The organism is Mucilaginibacter sp., assembly GCF_964263795.1.
GTDB lineage: Bacteria > Bacteroidota > Bacteroidia > Sphingobacteriales > Sphingobacteriaceae > Mucilaginibacter.
On sequence record NZ_CAXVWK010000002.1, the window covers coordinates 1 to 14,939 of the forward strand.

Below are 14,939 nucleotides of genomic sequence, written 5' to 3' on the forward strand. Positions count from 1 at the left end.
AAAACACTAATGCTGTAATATATGTTGTATTATAAATTACTACGATGAGCAGCGCAAAGAACAACATACCGGCCCAGGTAGAAGGGCAGCAGACAGACATTAGTCATTTTGTAAATGTGGCATCACGGGAAGATGCGCATCACTTGTTTTTAGTAGCTAAGGGGCGTTTAAAAGATATTTCGCAATGGCATATTTATGCCGGGCCTTTATCAGCAAAGTTTGCTATTACCGATGCCCGGGGAAATGATGTGTATAAGTTTGCACAGCCCGGCGACCTGTTTTCTATCGACCTGCCCGGCCCCGGGCCGTTAGCAGGTGATGGCTTTGAATGGGTACGCATAGAAGCGATGGACGAGGTGACAAATAAGGAAGCCGATAATGAATATATTACCATGAAGGTACGCCCTATTGCTAATCCTAAGCACCCTGATAAGGCAGTTGCTCACTTTTACGACCACTCTGCTACTAGTACGTTTGTTGTCGAGCGCAACCTTAACCGCGTAAGTGCATCAGTACATGGCCGCAACGAAACTGCTAATACCTCAGATACCGGGTTATTTGATACGGTGCGCAATACCATTATTGCGTTAAGTGCCCGCGAAGGTTTGTCTCTCCCCCAGTGGAAGGCGCTTATGAAAGGGTTATTGGAAGAATAAATCAATCTTTTTAAGCATAAGCTAATGCAGTGAACGGCTGTAGCAAAAAAGCGGGACTGACATCAGGCCCGCTTTTTTGTTAATTATTTTTTAGTTTAATTAGTGATGTCCACGATCATGTTTGCGGTCGTCCTTACGGTCTTTACGCATATCTTTTATATCGCGGCGTACTTCTTTCCTGTCCTGGCGTACTTCCCTGCGGTCGCTGCGTATTTCGCGGCGATCGTTACCAGTCCAGTGTTTTTTGTACTTCGCATCGCGGCTATCGCGGATAATTGTTTGGCCCGTACGGCCTCTGTAGCTGGCGTATTTAGTACGATAAACATTATTGCGTAACCATGGATTACGCTCATTCACAACTACCTTGTAGCCGTTGTAAACATTGTAGTTGCTGTATCGTGGCGGTAAGGCCGCGCGGCGTACCCAGCTGTTGTTTTCCAGGTATACGTACTGATGGGCAGGAACATCGTAATAGGAATCAATATCCGGCATGTAGTAATAATCTGCATGGTCATAACCAACCGGTCCCCACTCGGGCTGACTGCCTATGTTTAGGCTGAAGCTAATTTGTGCGTTGGCCTGTTTAACTGTTAAAAGGCTAACAAATAGGGCAGCTGTTAATATTATCTTTTTCATAGTTGTAATGTTTGGTAGGTATGACAACCGTAAAAGGTTATAGTTTAACCAAAATGATTTACAACATCTATGTTACACATGGAATCGTTTAAAGGGCTGGTTTCTTTGATTACTAACTTTAAAGAAATTTCAATCTATTTGTCGGGTATGGTAATCCGGGAATGAATGCAAATTAGTCTTCCAGTTTTTCTTTATCCTCTTTTTTAGCTGCCATTGCCAGTACAGGTTTGCCAATGGTTTTAAAGTTTCCCTCACCTTTCAGGATGGATGCAAGCTGTGGTTTATCCTGCATGGTTTTAACGGCCTGGGCCACTTCCCTATCGTACTTAAAGTTGGCTTCGTAGCGCCCTTTTTCATAAAAATACCGCGAAGCGATCTCGTTTTCCAAGATCTGCTTTATTTCGGCTTTATGTAATTGCAGGTCGTTGCGTTTGGTTGCCGCCAGTTTGGCCTTCAGTGCATCATATTCTGCCTGTATCTCGGTGTATTGTTTTTCGCGGGTAGCTTCGGTCTTTAGTGTGGTAAGCAGTTTTTCAGAAACGGTGTTGTACGTATAATTTTTGCCGGCCAGGTATTTAATAAAGTCCGCGTATTCGGCGTCTGTCAGGCTGAACCCTTTAGGATCGGCAGGTGTGGGGTGTGAATTGCGATAAAGCGTTGCGTAATCAAATATTAAGAGCTTGCTTACCAGTGTTTGCGTAACATTGGCAAAGCGCTCCTGCTTTATAAATATATCGGGATAAATGCCGCTGCCATCATAAACAGACCGGCCGTTTTTAGTTTTATACTCATGAATAAGCGAATCGGCAACCTTAATAACACTGCCATCGTCTTTACGGTGAGTGTAATCCAATTCCTGCACGCAACGGCCGGACGGCACATAATATTTGGCTACTGTTATCTTAACCAGGCTGTTATAAGGCAGGTTAAACGTTTGCTGAACCAAGCCCTTACCATAACTGCGCTGGCCTATGATGATGGCCCGGTCCAGGTCCTGTAAAGCACCGGCGACGATCTCTGACGCTGATGCCGACCGGCTGTTAACCAGAACCACCAGCGGAAGGGTGGGTTCAATTGGCGTGTTTACAGTGTTGTAAGTGAAATTTTTTTCTTTAACCTTACCTTTTTGTGATACAATGGTTACGTCTTTGGCAACAAACAGGTTTACTATCTTTACAGCCTCCTGCAAGATACCGCCACCGTTAGATCGCAAGTCGAGGATGATGCCGTTAGGGTTGTTTCTTTTAATGGCAACCAGGGCATTTGTTACTTCATCGGCAGAATTTTCTAAGAACTTATTGAGCTTAATGTAGCCCATATTGCCATCAACCATTCCCGAGTAAACTACGTTTGGTTGTTTAATCTCGTCACGAACAAGGTTTTTTTCAATAGCGGCTTCCGCTTCTCGCTTCATTAAAAGCTTAATGCCCGCGCCCTTTGTGCCTTTTAAAAGCTGACTAACCTGATCGTTTGTTTTGCCGGCAAGGTCGATATTGTTTATTTTTACGAGCTGATCGCCCTGGCGGATATCTGCCTTTTGCGCAGGGAAGCCGGTAACAACGTCAGAAATGAAGATTTTGCCATCGCGGGCAAAAATACTTGCACCAATGCCGCCGTACTGGGTGCTAACGTAATGCAATTTGTAATCCTCTATCTCAGATTCAGGTACAAATTCGGTGTAAGGGTCAAGCCCGTCAAGCATGGCATCTACACCAGTTTTAACCAGCTTGGCCGAATTGATATCGTCGACATAATTGATGTTTACCTCTTTGTAAACCGAAGCAAAAACATCCAGGTTTTTAGATATTTGAAACAGGTCGTCGTTAAAACCCCAGGTAATTGTGGCCAGGCCTATTAACCCGGCAAAAATCACCGGTTTGCTGTATTGTTTAACGATTCTGCCGCTCTTTAACATCCTTACACCCATTGAATTATAAAACTACAAAAAGCGATTAAGCTTTTATAATCATTAAACTGTTTTTACAGGCGGTTATTATCGATGTTTACCAAAGCTTTTTTAAGGGTGAACACTACATATTCGCGGTTGCGGTTAACCAGTTGCATCAGGCGGGTAATCAGGCTGTCTTCCTGGCCTTCGCTGTATTGCAATTGCTCATCGGTAAGGTGATTGTACTTGCGCTGAACTTTGATCTTAACACGCTCCCATTCTTTATTACTGATAGTTATCTCTGCCATAAATAAAATATTTTAACAAAAATATAAAAAATACAGGTGTGGTAACATTTAATATGCCGGCACCGTTAAACTTTTGAGCGTTAGGACACCTTAACCCACTAACAATTGTTACACTAAAAATACTACTATGAAAAAGTTCTTTTTTACGATAGCTATTGCCGTAGCGGCGGCAGTTAGCGCAAAGGCCCAATCCCTGGGTATAAAAGGGGGAATTAATTTTGCCAAGATCAATACGGATAACGTAGGCGAATCTACCGTTACAGGCTATCAGGCGGGTTTGTTTGCACGCTTTGGTACCAGCCTTTATGTGCAGCCCGAAGTTTACCTGGGCAGCAGCGGCGGTAAATTCAATTTTCAAAACAACAACAATACGGTTACCGCCGATGGTAAAGTAAGATTTACCACACTCAACGTTCCGTTGTTAATTGGCAAAGGCTTTGGCGGCGATAACCTTAATTTCCGGGTAATGGCAGGGCCGGTTTACAGCTATGTGCTGGACAAGAACCAAAGCTTTAGTGATAATGTTAACGGCGCCTTTAATGATTTTGGCGATTACCGTAAAAGCACGTTAGGCTATCAGGCAGGTGCAGGTGTAGATGTTGGCCATATTACTGCAGATTTGCGTTATGAGGGCGGGCTTACCAAAATCAATCAGAATTACGGGCAGCGCCAAAGCATATGGGAGATAAGCGTAGGCTTTAAATTCTTTTAAATACAACCGTTTGATATAAAAGCCCCGGTAAACTACCGGGGCTTTTATATTATGGACTAATCAGTTTGGTAAAACTTACTCCAAAGTGATTTGCCTTTTAATGCTTTCTTCTAAAGATATGAACGTTTCGGTACGTTGAATGCCTTTTACGCTTTGAATTTGCTCGTTTAAGACTTCGCGCAAGTGGTTGGTATCATGGCATACTATTTTGGCGAAAATGCTCCAGCTGCCGGTGGTATAATGCAGTTCAACAATTTCAGGCACCATTTTCAATTGTTTAACAGCTTCATTATACTGTGATCCCTTTTCCAGGAAGATCCCCAGAAACGCCGTGACATCATAACCCAGCTTTTGCGGGTTAACTTCAAGGCTGGCACCCCTAATTACACCCAACTCCTCTAATTTCTTCATCCGCACGTGTATGGTACCGCCAGAAACTATTAACTCCTTTGCTATTTCCGTGTAAGGTGTAGTAGCATTTTTCATCAATATTGATAAAATCTGAATATCCAGATTATCAATTTCTAAATTTTGAGGTTTCCTGTGAGGCATAAATTTTAATATCTATATTGAAATACAAGTTTAATTAAAATTAAAATAAAAATAAAAATATTTTGTTGAAATATTTGCAAGAAATGGTCATCTCTGCGATATTTGTATAAAGCAAATGACAATTGCTTCAGCGTTCTTTAAAAACAAACATTGTTGGGTGGTGAAATTTTTGGCAGACACACCTCCTTGTCCCGGTGGCGGAGATCATGGAAAACCCGAAGCGGGCTAACCACTCTGTGAAGGTTCGAACCCTTCCCCAACAGCTATTAAGTTTAACGTTAAAAATTTTAAGTTACGACTTTAATTTGGAACAGAAAACTTAGTACTATACTGTAGGATGGTGAAATTTTTGGCAGACACACCTCCTTGTCGCGGTGGCGGAGATCATGGGAAACTCTTAGCAATAAGAATAACCACTCTGTGAAGGTTCGACCCCTTCTCCTACAGCTCTTCTCATAATTTAGGTTTATAATTGGTTAGTAAAAGCCCCTGCCCATCAGGGGCTTTACTTTTTTACAAGATTTTTAAACCGACAAGATCATTAAATCAAACATTTTTTCCGATTTGCTGTATTTGCATAACTTTAGCACTGCATTACACAGAAAATCTTTTTCAACGGCTTGCTTTTGCTTTTTGTAACATTGCACAAAATTTAGAATTGACAGCTGCAGCCAAAAAAATATTCTCTTACCTGCTTAAAGCGGCAATAATCCTTTTAGCCTTTGGCTTTATCTATCATCAGTTTTTAAACAAAAACCAAAACCTATATCAGTTTGAGCAATTAATAAGCCGGATAAGCAGCACCCAGGTTTATATAACATTATCTGCGGTGGTATTGCTTATGGGTCTAAACTGGCTATTGGAGAGTTTAAAATGGCAATATCTATCACGCAGGCTGGCGCGTATTTCTGTATGGGAAGCTATCGAAGCTGTTTTTTGCGGGCTAACCTGGGCTATTTTTACACCTAACCGTGTAGGAGAGTATGGAGGGCGTGTAATGTTTTTACCAAACCGCAAGAGGATACATGGTGTGTTTGCAATGGCAGTAGGGTCATTTGCGCAAAATGTAATCACTAACATTACCGGGTTAACAGCAACAGTTGGCTTTTTATATTATTTTAATATTGTTAACAACTGGGTGGTATTAGGCATAACGGTACTGTCGCTATGCTTTTTGCTGTTACTAATGATATTTTACTTTAACATTAAATGGCTGGTGAGCTTGCTTAACCGCATCCGGTTCCTCAGAAAATATCACCGTTTTTTTGATATCATGGCGCGGTACAACTTCACCGAGCTGCTGGTAGTTATTTGCTATAGCCTGGCCCGTTTTTTTGTATTTACCTTTCAGTATTACTTGGTTATCCATCTTTTACTGCCGGATATCGGCTTTTTTGTAATGACCATGACGGTTGTGGTTTTTATTTTTATCCAGTCAGCCATCCCATCTTTAGACCTGCTGGATATCGGTGTGCGCAGCTTTACCGCCGCCCACTTATTTTTATACATTACCAACCAGCAAATAGCTATTATTGCGGCTGTATCGGCCATCTGGCTTATTAACTTGATTATTCCGGCCGTACTGGGTTCAATATTCGTACTAAAACTTAAATTCTTTGATCGCACTGCATAGCATCCTTTCGTTACTTTTAACCGCATTATACCTGCTGGTAGTGGTTTACTTGATTCGTGGATGGGCCGTACTTAAGCGTGCTAACCTCAAGGGGGCCGTTCTGAATACAAAGATAACTGTCTTAATAGCCGCCCGTGACGAAGAGGAACGGATCCGCTACACTATTGAAGATATCATAGCGCAGGATTACCCCAAACACCTGACTGAGGTAATTATTGTTGATGACCACAGCAGCGATAGCACGGCAGATATCATACGCAGCTACGCATTGCAAGGTATAACCTTAATGCAGTTACAGGCCGACAGGCCACTAAATTCTTATAAAAAGAAGGCAATAGCCGAAGCCATCGAACGATCTACCGGCGATCTGATGGTTGCTACGGACGCCGACTGCCGGATGGGGCCGAAGTGGTTATCTTCTATTGCAAGCTATTACGAAACCCATGATAAGGTGATGATCTCATCACCGGTAACTTATTTTGAAGAGCGCTCGTTATTTGAGCGCCTGCAAACGTTAGAATTTTCTTACCTGATAGGCATTGGAGCTGCTTTTATTGGCAATGGTAGGGCATCAACCTGTAATGGTGCAAACCTGGCTTACAGTAAGGCCGTTTTTCATGAAGTTGGTGGTTTTGCCGGCATTGACGATCTGGCATCGGGCGACGATGAGTTGCTGTTGCAGAAAGTTGCCGAACGCTATCCGGGCAGGATCGGCTTTTTTAAACACCGGGAGGCGGTTGTTTATACGCATGCCAAGCACACCTTAACCGAGTTTTTACAGCAACGCCGCCGGTGGGCTTCAAAATCAACACGTTATAAAGATAAAAAGATAGTCGCGCTGGCCGTATGTATCTGGCTGTTCAACCTGTCGCTTGTTGCGAACGCATTACTTGGCTTTTACGACGTGTACTTTTTTGAACTTTTCCTGTTACAATTTTTGCTTAAGTTTCTATTCGAAACGGCTTTCCTTCTTCCTATCACTTCATTTTTTAAACGGAGCAACCTGGTTGCACTGCTTATTGTACTGGCGCCTATTCATATTATTTATTTTGTTTATGTAGGCCTGATGGGCAATACAAGTAAATACTCATGGAAAGGCCGCATTGTTAGGTAACAACAATAGGCCCAATAAAATCAGTAACCCTACGGATAGTTTGAGATATTAATCGCTATTTTAGGCTACCTAAAGCAAATGCAAAATAACACTAACGGTTCTGGTGAGGAAGAGTTGATCCGGTTGCTGCTAAAGCGGCAGTCGGAGTTAAACGCTCTCTTAGAAATCACACGCGCTATAAATAAAAATACAGCTACACCGGTGTTAATTCAAATGCTGGAAGTTATCATGCGCAACTATTTGCAGGTAGGCAAGTTTAGGTTCCTGCTGGAGAAAGACAACGTTTACACCTGCATATCCAAATATGGTGGTGAGACAGAAACGCATGCAACCCTTAACAATACCTGGGTGCATTTGAGCAAGCTTAAGTCACCCGCGCCGCTATCGGACCATGCAGATGCCGTATTACGGGGCTACGATTATTTTATTCCGATTTACCATAAAAATAAAGCGCTTGCTTTTGCACTGATAGGTGAGTTTAATACCACCGGCGAAATGCTGAGCAACGACCTCACATTTGTTCAAACGCTGATCAATGTTATAGTAGTGGCCCTGGAGAATAAACGGCTGTTTAGGGAACGTTTGGCTGCCGAGCGCGTACAGCGCGAAATGGAACTGGCGGTGGAGGTACAGAACATGCTGATCCCTTTAAATATACAGCAGCAGGATGGTGTAGAGATTGCGTCCAGGTACATGCCGCATCAGAATATCGGCGGTGATTATTTTGATTTTTTCCGGCTGAACGAGAACGAATTTATGTGGTGCATTGCTGACGTATCCGGCAAGGGGATATCGGCCGCTTTGCTGATGGCAAATTTCCAGGCAAGCTTGCAGGGCCTTGCCGCTATTGAAGACGACCTGACAACGATTGTAGAGCGGCTAAACCGGATTGTGATCAACAACACTAAGGGAGAACGATTTATAACCCTGTTTTTAGCCCGGTTTAATCAGAAAACGCGCAAGCTTAATTATATAAATGCCGGCCATAACCCATCTATTTTATATTGCGACGGCGAAGCCGTGCCGCTTAAATTAGGCACTACAATGATAGGCGCCTTTGAAGAACTGCCGTTTTTAAACGAGGGCGAAATTGACATAGAGCCCAACAGCACGTTTTTTAACTATACCGACGGCCTGATGGACCATGAGCTGCAGAATTATAAGAGCTGGGGAGAAGAAAAGCTGCTGGAATTTGTAATTGCCAACGGTGCATTAAAACCGGATGATTTTAATGAAGCCATGATGGATCACATTCATAAGGTGATTAAAGGCAAGCCGATTGATGATGTAACCTTGCTTACCCTGCGGATTGCTTAAAGCCACTTGCCGGATGCGCATCACCCCGGCACATTATCTTGAAAACTTCTTCCACTTTATCAGGCACATTTCTTAACCAAACAGTAAGCCAAAAACTTCTTCTATCCGCCCTACAGGGATGACGTTGATGGTATAGCGGGACAGATCGAGCCTTTTTTTGTCTTTAGCCGCGGTGGGCATATTGTATTTGGAAATAAAGATTTGCTCGAAGCCTAGTTTTTGTGCTTCGGCAATGCGTTGTTCAACGCGGTTTACCGCCCGGATCTCTCCTGAAAGGCCGATTTCTCCCGCAAAACAGGTTTTAAAAGGGATAGGGATATCCTCGTGCGATGATATGATGGCGGCTGCCAAACCCAAATCGATAGCCGGGTCTTCTACCCGGATACCACCGGTAATATTCAGGAACACGTCTTTGGCCCCCAATTTAAATCCGCAGCGTTTTTCTAATACGGCCAGTAGCATGCTCATACGCTTGGTGTCAAAGCCCGTTGCGGTGCGCTGTGGCGTGCCATAAGCAGATGTACTCACCAATGCCTGGGTTTCTATCAGCATTGGCCTCATGCCCTCTAAGGTGGCAGATATGGTAATGCCGCTTAAGGGTTCGTCGCGCTGCGATAATAGGATCTCTGAAGGATTAGACACCTCGCGCAAGCCTTCGCCCAGCATTTCGTATATGCCTAATTCGGATGCGGAGCCGAAGCGGTTTTTAATGGTGCGTAGGATTCGGTAAACATGGTGACGATCGCCCTCAAATTGCAGTACGGTATCTACCATGTGCTCAAGTATCTTTGGGCCGGCTATCATACCATCTTTTGTGATGTGGCCGATCAGAAACACCGGGGTGGAGCTCTCTTTAGCAAAACGTAACAATTCGGCAGTACATTCCCGCACTTGCGATACACTGCCAGGCGTAGATTCAATATGTGCCGAATGCAGTGTCTGGATAGAATCAACAACCAACAGGTCGGGCTCCAGCTCCTCTATTTGCTTGAAGATGTTTTGGGTTGAGGTTTCTGTAAGGATGTAACAAGAGCTGTTGATCTTAGATTTGCTGTCGTTCATCGCCAAGCGCTCATCGCCAACTGACGTTAAGCGTTCTGCCCGCATCTTTATCTGCTTATCGCTTTCCTCGCCAGATACGTACAACACCTTTATGTTAGGCATATTTAGGGCCAGTTGCAGCATCAGGGTTGACTTACCTATCCCCGGTTCGCCGCCTATTAAAACCAGTGAGCCTGCTACAATTCCGCCGCCTAGTACGCGGTTGAATTCTTTGTCCGGAGTGAGCAGGCGGTGCTCTTCCGTAAAGGTGATATCTGCTACCTGTACCGGCTTATTTGCCCGTTGCGTAGGTGAGGAGCTAGCCTTCCAGTTTGGAACGGAGGTGTTGGGTTTCTCTAAAATCTCTTCAACAAAGGTGTTCCATTGCTGGCAGCTTGGACATTTGCCCAGCCACTTTGCCGATTCAAAGCCACAGCTTTGGCAGAAGTACGCGATTTTAGTTTTAGCCATTGTTTTAACGTGCAGGTTATAGAGATGCAAATATGCAGATTGCCAATAAAATTAGCAATTATAAACGACCTGTGCAAAAGAATTGGGTCACTGTAAATCAAAAAGAGCAGATGTTATCACAACATCTGCTCTTTTAACTGCATATTTCTAATTTGATATACGCTATAATTTTATCTCTTCGTCCTTAGCCGAAAAGAAATGGAATTCGGTAATTTGGTAAGCAGGGTTGCTCTTCACCTTTATCCATTGATTATATTTAAAGTACCATTTCATCTGGCGGTTAAATAGTCCCTTTTTAATATATGCCTCAATATAAGGGTGCACACAAAGCGAAATTCCTTTTTCGTTCTGCTCGTCTAAAATGTAATTGAAATTATTTTCAATATCATCTAACAGCAAAATCGTAGGCCTGATAGTGCCGGTACCGTTACAGGTTGGGCAAACCTCGCTGGTAACAATGTTCATTTCTGGCCGTACGCGCTGGCGGGTTATTTGTACCAGCCCAAATTTACTTGGCGGCAAAATAGTGTGCTTTGCACGGTCATGGCTCATTTCGGCCTTCAGGTAGTCAAACAGTTCCTTGCGGTTGTTTGGTTTGTGCATGTCAATAAAATCGACAACAACAATACCGCCCATATCACGTAAACGCAGCTGGCGGGCAATTTCTTTTGCCGCCTCTTTGTTTACCATGTAGGCATTCTCTTCCTGGTTCTCTTTATTAGCCGTACGGTTACCGCTGTTCACGTCAATAACGTGCAGGGCTTCTGTATGCTCAATTACCAGGTAGGCGCCGCCGGCCAGGTTTACTGTTTTGCCAAAGGTATTTTTGATCTGCTTATCTACACCATGGTGCTCAAAAATGGGATCTTTATGCTTGTGCAGGCGTACAATACCCTCTAAGTCCGGTGAAATTTCATGCACGTAAGATTTAACTTCCTCGTACATGCCTTGTTCGTTCACATAAATGTGCTGAAAATCTGGATTAAGGATATCCCGCAGGATAGTTGATGTACGGCCAATTTCGCCCAGTACCTTTTTAGCAGGCTCAACAGCCGGCAATTTGGTAATAAAGGTTTCCCATTTAGATATCAGGTCAAGCAGGTCCTTCTGCAGCTCGTGCATACCCTTACCTTCAGATACGGTACGTATAATTACGCCGAAATGCTTGGGCTTAATGCTCTCAACCACCTTACGCAGGCGGTTACGCTCGGTATTGCTCTTGATCTTTTTAGAGATGGATATCACCTCAGAAAAAGGTACAAGCACAACATACCGCCCTGCTATTGACAGGTCGGAACTTAAGCGCGGGCCTTTTGTAGAAATAGGCTCCTTGGCAATTTGTACAGGTATCAGCTGGCCTTTGGTTAAAACATCAGAGATTTTGCCTCCTTTGTTTATATCACCATCCGGCTTAAAGTTATCTAAAAGCTTTGATTGGTATCCCCCGCTACGTACTTGCTTGGTAAGCTTAAGCAGGCTTTGTACCTGCGGCCCCAAATCAAGATAATGCAAAAAGGCATCCTTCTCGTAACCAACATCCACAAAAGCAGCATTTAAGCTGGGCATTATTTTTTTAATACGGCCCAGATAAATATCGCCAACAGTATAATTGTTAGTGATTTGCTCTTTATGGAGTTCTACAAGTTGTTTGTCTTGTAATAATGCAATAGTAGCCCCGTTGGGGGATGAATCGATAATTAATTCTTTTATCAATTGCTACTCCATTTCTTAAAACGGCGCACAATTGCACCGCATGTTATAAGTGGATAAAAAACACACAAAAACCCCGGACAAGCCGGGGGTATAAACTGCTAAAGCAGCTTATTTTTTCTTATGTCTGTTTTTTCTTAAACGCTTTTTGCGTTTATGGGTAGCCATTTTATGTCTCTTACGTTTTTTACCGCTTGGCATGATAATAATTTTTAAATGTTAATTTATTTCTTTAATTCCTTTATATACTCATCTATGCGCTGACTCGCAACCGGGTCGCCCATTAATTCTTTGCATTTTTCATAAGCTGCAATCGCTTCTGGTTTTTGGCCAAGCTGTTTATAACTCTCGGCCAGGTAAAAGTAGGGCTCTACCTCTTCCTTAACAGCAACCATTCTTTTAAAACGTGTTACCGCTTTATCATACTGGCCCGATTTCATGGCGAACATCCCTAAATTAAGGTTGGCCGCATGGTTATCCGGTTGTTGCTTAACCACTTCTAATAATAATCCTATGCCCTTCATCGGCATACCGCCACCGTTCACAATTGCTATGCCCAAACCTGTTTTAGCTTCCAGGTCCGCAGGCTTTAGCTTAGTGGCATTTTCAAAAGCCTCCACAGCGCTTGCGCTGAACGTCATTTGGGCCGCTGTGTCCTGCGAAGCTTTGTAAGCTTCGTTAAAACGATTACCGGTATTTACCCAATCAGCAAAATCGTTGTTCTTGCTGGCAACTTCCTGGTAATAAAAGGCTGCCGCGGCAGGTTGGTTGGCAGTATCCCAAATTCCGGCTAATTGCTTTTGTATATCAAGTTTACCGGCATCTGCAGCTGTCTTAAGTTTATTTTCTAAAGATTTTATTTGTTGCGAAACAGTGGGATCTAAAGATGGCAAAGCTAAAGCCGATACCGAGGCTACATTGATACTGGCAGCCTGCTTTGTTGCAGATGCAACACCCGCAGTATTAGTGCGGGTTTCTGTTGGTTTTATTAAACCTTTAACGGGCAAAGAATACAAATAGCCCATAATAGCAACAACTACTACGCTAACGACTATTTGCTTTTTATTCATGCTGATTATTTACTTGCTTTTGCAGTTTTGTTACCGGTACGCACTTTTTCAACAAAAGTTTTTGCCGGTTTAAAGCTAGGTACAAAATGCTCGGGGATAATAATGGCAGTGTTTTTAGAAATGTTACGGGCTGTTTTTTTAGCTCGTTTCTTAACTACAAAGCTACCGAAACCTCTTACGTATACGTTCTCGCCACCTACCATTGAGGTTTTAACAACCTTGAAAAACGCCTCAACAGTCTCCTGCACATCAACTTTTTCTATTCCTGTTTTAGATGAGATTTCAGCTATAATTTCTGCCTTGGTCATATCCTGTTTTCTTTTATTTTATGTATAAATACTTAACTGTTTTGGGGTTGCAAAAGTATCGCTTTAAAATTAAAGATTAAAATAAATAGCAGTTTTTTTTTCGGACGGGGCGCAAACGGCATTTTTAGGCACGCATTATGATACAGCGATGATATGATGTTACTTTGCATCACATGAACTTATCTGCCGAATTAGTCAACTGGTACAACGCCAACAAACGTGACCTGCCCTGGCGCCACACTACCGATGCCTATACGATATGGCTGTCAGAGATCATTCTGCAACAAACACGCGTAGAGCAGGGAATGCCTTATTTTTATCGCTTTGTAGAGCGCTACCCAACAGTTACAAACTTTGCTGCAGCCCATGAGGATGATATACTACGATTGTGGCAGGGTTTAGGCTATTATTCGCGTGGCCGCAACATGCTTAAAACGGCACAACAGGTTCAAGAACAATATAACGGCATTTTCCCTACACAATTCACTGACCTTTTAAAGCTTAAAGGAATAGGTGAATATACTGCCGCTGCTATATCATCGTTCAGTGCCAATAAGGCAAGGGCCGTTGTTGATGGTAATGTTTACCGGGTGCTTGCGCGTTTTTTTGGTGTTGATGAACCTATTAATTCGCCTAAAGGCAAAAAGCTTTTTCAGCAGCTGGCGGATGAAGTGCTGGACACCCAACGCCCCGCCCTGCACAACCAGGCTATGATGGAATTTGGGGCAATGCTTTGTAAACCGCGTAACCCTGCTTGCGGTATTTGCCCGGTGCGTACCGGCTGTGTAGCTTTTATAAATAATGCTACGGCTTTTTTGCCGGTAAAACTTAATAAAGTCAAAATCCGTACCAGGTTTTTTAACTATTTGTTAATAATTGACGGTGATAAAGTGTTGATGAATAAACGCGACGAAACGGATATATGGGCAAATATGTATGATCTGCCGCTGGTTGAAACTACTGAATTGGTAGATACGGCAACATTGATGAGTTTACCGGAAATGAAATTTATGGGCGGAAATCTGGTTATTAAAGATGAATCTGCTGTAATAAAGCATGTGCTGACCCACCAACATTTATATATCAAATTTATTACATTAGCCGGGCAACCGAAAAATTTACATCAAAACTGGGTTTATATAGATGCAAACGAATTGAAAAATTTAGCTATGCCGCAACGTATTTTTCTATTTATAAAAAATTTTTTTAATTTCTAAATAATTCTTCGTTAATTTATGGCATGTCTGGAATTAATAAAGTAATACTAGTTGGTCATTTGGGCAAGGACCCTGAGGTTAGGCATTTAGAGGGCGGAGTAGCTGTAGCAAGTTTCCCGTTAGCAACATCAGAAACATTTAATAAAGACGGCCGCAAGGTTGAGCAAACTGAGTGGCACAATATTGTTATGTGGCGCGGATTGGCAGATGTTGCCGCGAAATTTTTACAAAAAGGTAAATTGGTTTACATTGAAGGTAAACTGCGCACCCGCTCTTTTGAAGATAAAGAAGGAATTAAAAAATACA

15 protein-coding genes and 1 tRNA gene are annotated in these 14,939 nt (G+C 42.9%); 8 read left to right on the forward strand and 8 right to left on the reverse strand.

Going from position 1 to position 14,939, the window contains the following annotated elements; genetic code table 11:
* Nucleotides 1-44 precede the first annotated feature (44 nt).
* The gene (locus ACE5CV_RS00095) at nucleotides 45-656 is read left to right on the forward strand and encodes a hypothetical protein (protein WP_374948111.1); all 612 of its coding nucleotides are present in this window, start codon (nucleotides 45-47) and stop codon (nucleotides 654-656) included.
* A 99-nt stretch (nucleotides 657-755) separates the two neighbouring features.
* On the opposite strand, the gene ACE5CV_RS00100 is transcribed toward ACE5CV_RS00095, so the two are convergent.
* From ACE5CV_RS00100 to ACE5CV_RS00110, 3 genes are all read right to left on the reverse strand, one after another.
* Nucleotides 756-1,292 carry a hypothetical protein gene (locus tag ACE5CV_RS00100; RefSeq protein WP_374948112.1) on the reverse strand — a complete coding sequence of 179 codons (537 nt, stop codon included), beginning with the start codon at nucleotides 1,290-1,292 and terminating at the stop codon, nucleotides 756-758.
* 172 nt (nucleotides 1,293-1,464) lie between these two features.
* Complete coding sequence (locus tag ACE5CV_RS00105) at nucleotides 1,465-3,207, reverse strand: S41 family peptidase (protein WP_374948113.1); 1,743 nt, start codon at nucleotides 3,205-3,207, stop codon at nucleotides 1,465-1,467.
* A gap of 65 nt (nucleotides 3,208-3,272) precedes the next feature.
* Nucleotides 3,273-3,488, reverse strand: coding sequence for a hypothetical protein (locus ACE5CV_RS00110; RefSeq protein ID WP_374948114.1), 216 nt, complete (start codon nucleotides 3,486-3,488; stop codon nucleotides 3,273-3,275).
* Nucleotides 3,489-3,615: 127 nt separating this feature from the next.
* On the opposite strand from ACE5CV_RS00110, the gene ACE5CV_RS00115 reads away from it, so the two are divergent.
* Nucleotides 3,616-4,200 carry a porin family protein gene (locus tag ACE5CV_RS00115; protein WP_374948115.1) on the forward strand — a complete coding sequence of 195 codons (585 nt, stop codon included), beginning with the start codon at nucleotides 3,616-3,618 and terminating at the stop codon, nucleotides 4,198-4,200.
* A 75-nt stretch (nucleotides 4,201-4,275) separates the two neighbouring features.
* Here ACE5CV_RS00115 and ACE5CV_RS00120 read toward each other — a convergent pair whose 3' ends face one another.
* Nucleotides 4,276-4,752, reverse strand: coding sequence for an Lrp/AsnC ligand binding domain-containing protein (locus ACE5CV_RS00120; protein WP_374948116.1), 477 nt, complete (start codon nucleotides 4,750-4,752; stop codon nucleotides 4,276-4,278).
* Nucleotides 4,753-4,903: 151 nt separating this feature from the next.
* Between ACE5CV_RS00120 and ACE5CV_RS00125 the strand changes: the two genes are divergently transcribed.
* The 4 genes from ACE5CV_RS00125 to ACE5CV_RS00140 all read left to right on the forward strand — a co-directional run bounded on the left by ACE5CV_RS00125 (nucleotide 4,904) and on the right by ACE5CV_RS00140 (nucleotide 8,816).
* A tRNA-Asp gene (locus tag ACE5CV_RS00125) sits at nucleotides 4,904-5,015 on the forward strand.
* 395 nt (nucleotides 5,016-5,410) lie between these two features.
* The gene (locus ACE5CV_RS00130; protein ID WP_374948117.1) at nucleotides 5,411-6,385 is read left to right on the forward strand and encodes a lysylphosphatidylglycerol synthase domain-containing protein; all 975 of its coding nucleotides are present in this window, start codon (nucleotides 5,411-5,413) and stop codon (nucleotides 6,383-6,385) included.
* Complete coding sequence (locus tag ACE5CV_RS00135; protein ID WP_374948118.1) at nucleotides 6,369-7,499, forward strand: glycosyltransferase; 1,131 nt, start codon at nucleotides 6,369-6,371, stop codon at nucleotides 7,497-7,499. The genes ACE5CV_RS00130 and ACE5CV_RS00135 overlap by 17 nt, the downstream gene beginning before the upstream one ends.
* Nucleotides 7,500-7,577: 78 nt before the next feature.
* Nucleotides 7,578-8,816 carry a PP2C family protein-serine/threonine phosphatase gene (locus ACE5CV_RS00140; protein WP_374948119.1) on the forward strand — a complete coding sequence of 413 codons (1,239 nt, stop codon included), beginning with the start codon at nucleotides 7,578-7,580 and terminating at the stop codon, nucleotides 8,814-8,816.
* A 72-nt stretch (nucleotides 8,817-8,888) separates the two neighbouring features.
* Here the strand turns inward: ACE5CV_RS00140 and radA are convergent, their stop codons facing one another.
* The 4 genes from radA to ACE5CV_RS00160 all read right to left on the reverse strand — a co-directional run bounded on the left by radA (nucleotide 8,889) and on the right by ACE5CV_RS00160 (nucleotide 13,416).
* Nucleotides 8,889-10,328: a DNA repair protein RadA gene (gene radA, locus ACE5CV_RS00145; RefSeq protein WP_374948120.1), complete on the reverse strand. Its 1,440-nt coding sequence runs from the start codon at nucleotides 10,326-10,328 to the stop codon at nucleotides 8,889-8,891.
* A 162-nt stretch (nucleotides 10,329-10,490) separates the two neighbouring features.
* Nucleotides 10,491-12,041 carry a ribonuclease E/G gene (locus ACE5CV_RS00150; protein ID WP_374948121.1) on the reverse strand — a complete coding sequence of 517 codons (1,551 nt, stop codon included), beginning with the start codon at nucleotides 12,039-12,041 and terminating at the stop codon, nucleotides 10,491-10,493.
* Nucleotides 12,042-12,262: 221 nt separating this feature from the next.
* Complete coding sequence (locus tag ACE5CV_RS00155) at nucleotides 12,263-13,108, reverse strand: tetratricopeptide repeat protein (RefSeq protein WP_374948122.1); 846 nt, start codon at nucleotides 13,106-13,108, stop codon at nucleotides 12,263-12,265.
* 5 nt (nucleotides 13,109-13,113) lie between these two features.
* Nucleotides 13,114-13,416 (reverse strand): HU family DNA-binding protein, encoded by a 303-nt coding sequence (locus ACE5CV_RS00160; RefSeq protein WP_374948123.1) that lies wholly within the window; start codon nucleotides 13,414-13,416, stop codon nucleotides 13,114-13,116.
* A 173-nt stretch (nucleotides 13,417-13,589) separates the two neighbouring features.
* On the opposite strand from ACE5CV_RS00160, the gene mutY reads away from it, so the two are divergent.
* On the forward strand, nucleotides 13,590-14,633 hold the full coding sequence (mutY, locus tag ACE5CV_RS00165; protein WP_374948124.1) for an A/G-specific adenine glycosylase: 1,044 nt from the start codon (nucleotides 13,590-13,592) through the stop codon (nucleotides 14,631-14,633).
* 23 nt (nucleotides 14,634-14,656) lie between these two features.
* The coding region (locus ACE5CV_RS00170) for a single-stranded DNA-binding protein (protein ID WP_374948125.1) at nucleotides 14,657-14,939 on the forward strand (283 nt) is incomplete at its 3' end.

Coding starts and splice junctions, on each gene's coding strand:
- ACE5CV_RS00095 (WP_374948111.1), top strand. CDS start 45: ATGAGCAGCGCAAAGAACAACATACCGGCCCAGGTAGAAGGGCAGCAG.
- ACE5CV_RS00155 (WP_374948122.1), bottom strand. CDS start 13,108: ATGAATAAAAAGCAAATAGTCGTTAGCGTAGTAGTTGTTGCTATTATG.
- radA (WP_374948120.1), bottom strand. CDS start 10,328: ATGGCTAAAACTAAAATCGCGTACTTCTGCCAAAGCTGTGGCTTTGAA.
- ACE5CV_RS00110 (WP_374948114.1), bottom strand. CDS start 3,488: ATGGCAGAGATAACTATCAGTAATAAAGAATGGGAGCGTGTTAAGATC.
- ACE5CV_RS00120 (WP_374948116.1), bottom strand. CDS start 4,752: ATGCCTCACAGGAAACCTCAAAATTTAGAAATTGATAATCTGGATATT.
- mutY (WP_374948124.1), top strand. CDS start 13,590: ATGAACTTATCTGCCGAATTAGTCAACTGGTACAACGCCAACAAACGT.
- ACE5CV_RS00140 (WP_374948119.1), top strand. CDS start 7,578: ATGCAAAATAACACTAACGGTTCTGGTGAGGAAGAGTTGATCCGGTTG.
- ACE5CV_RS00115 (WP_374948115.1), top strand. CDS start 3,616: ATGAAAAAGTTCTTTTTTACGATAGCTATTGCCGTAGCGGCGGCAGTT.
- ACE5CV_RS00160 (WP_374948123.1), bottom strand. CDS start 13,416: ATGACCAAGGCAGAAATTATAGCTGAAATCTCATCTAAAACAGGAATA.
- ACE5CV_RS00105 (WP_374948113.1), bottom strand. CDS start 3,207: ATGTTAAAGAGCGGCAGAATCGTTAAACAATACAGCAAACCGGTGATT.
- ACE5CV_RS00100 (WP_374948112.1), bottom strand. CDS start 1,292: ATGAAAAAGATAATATTAACAGCTGCCCTATTTGTTAGCCTTTTAACA.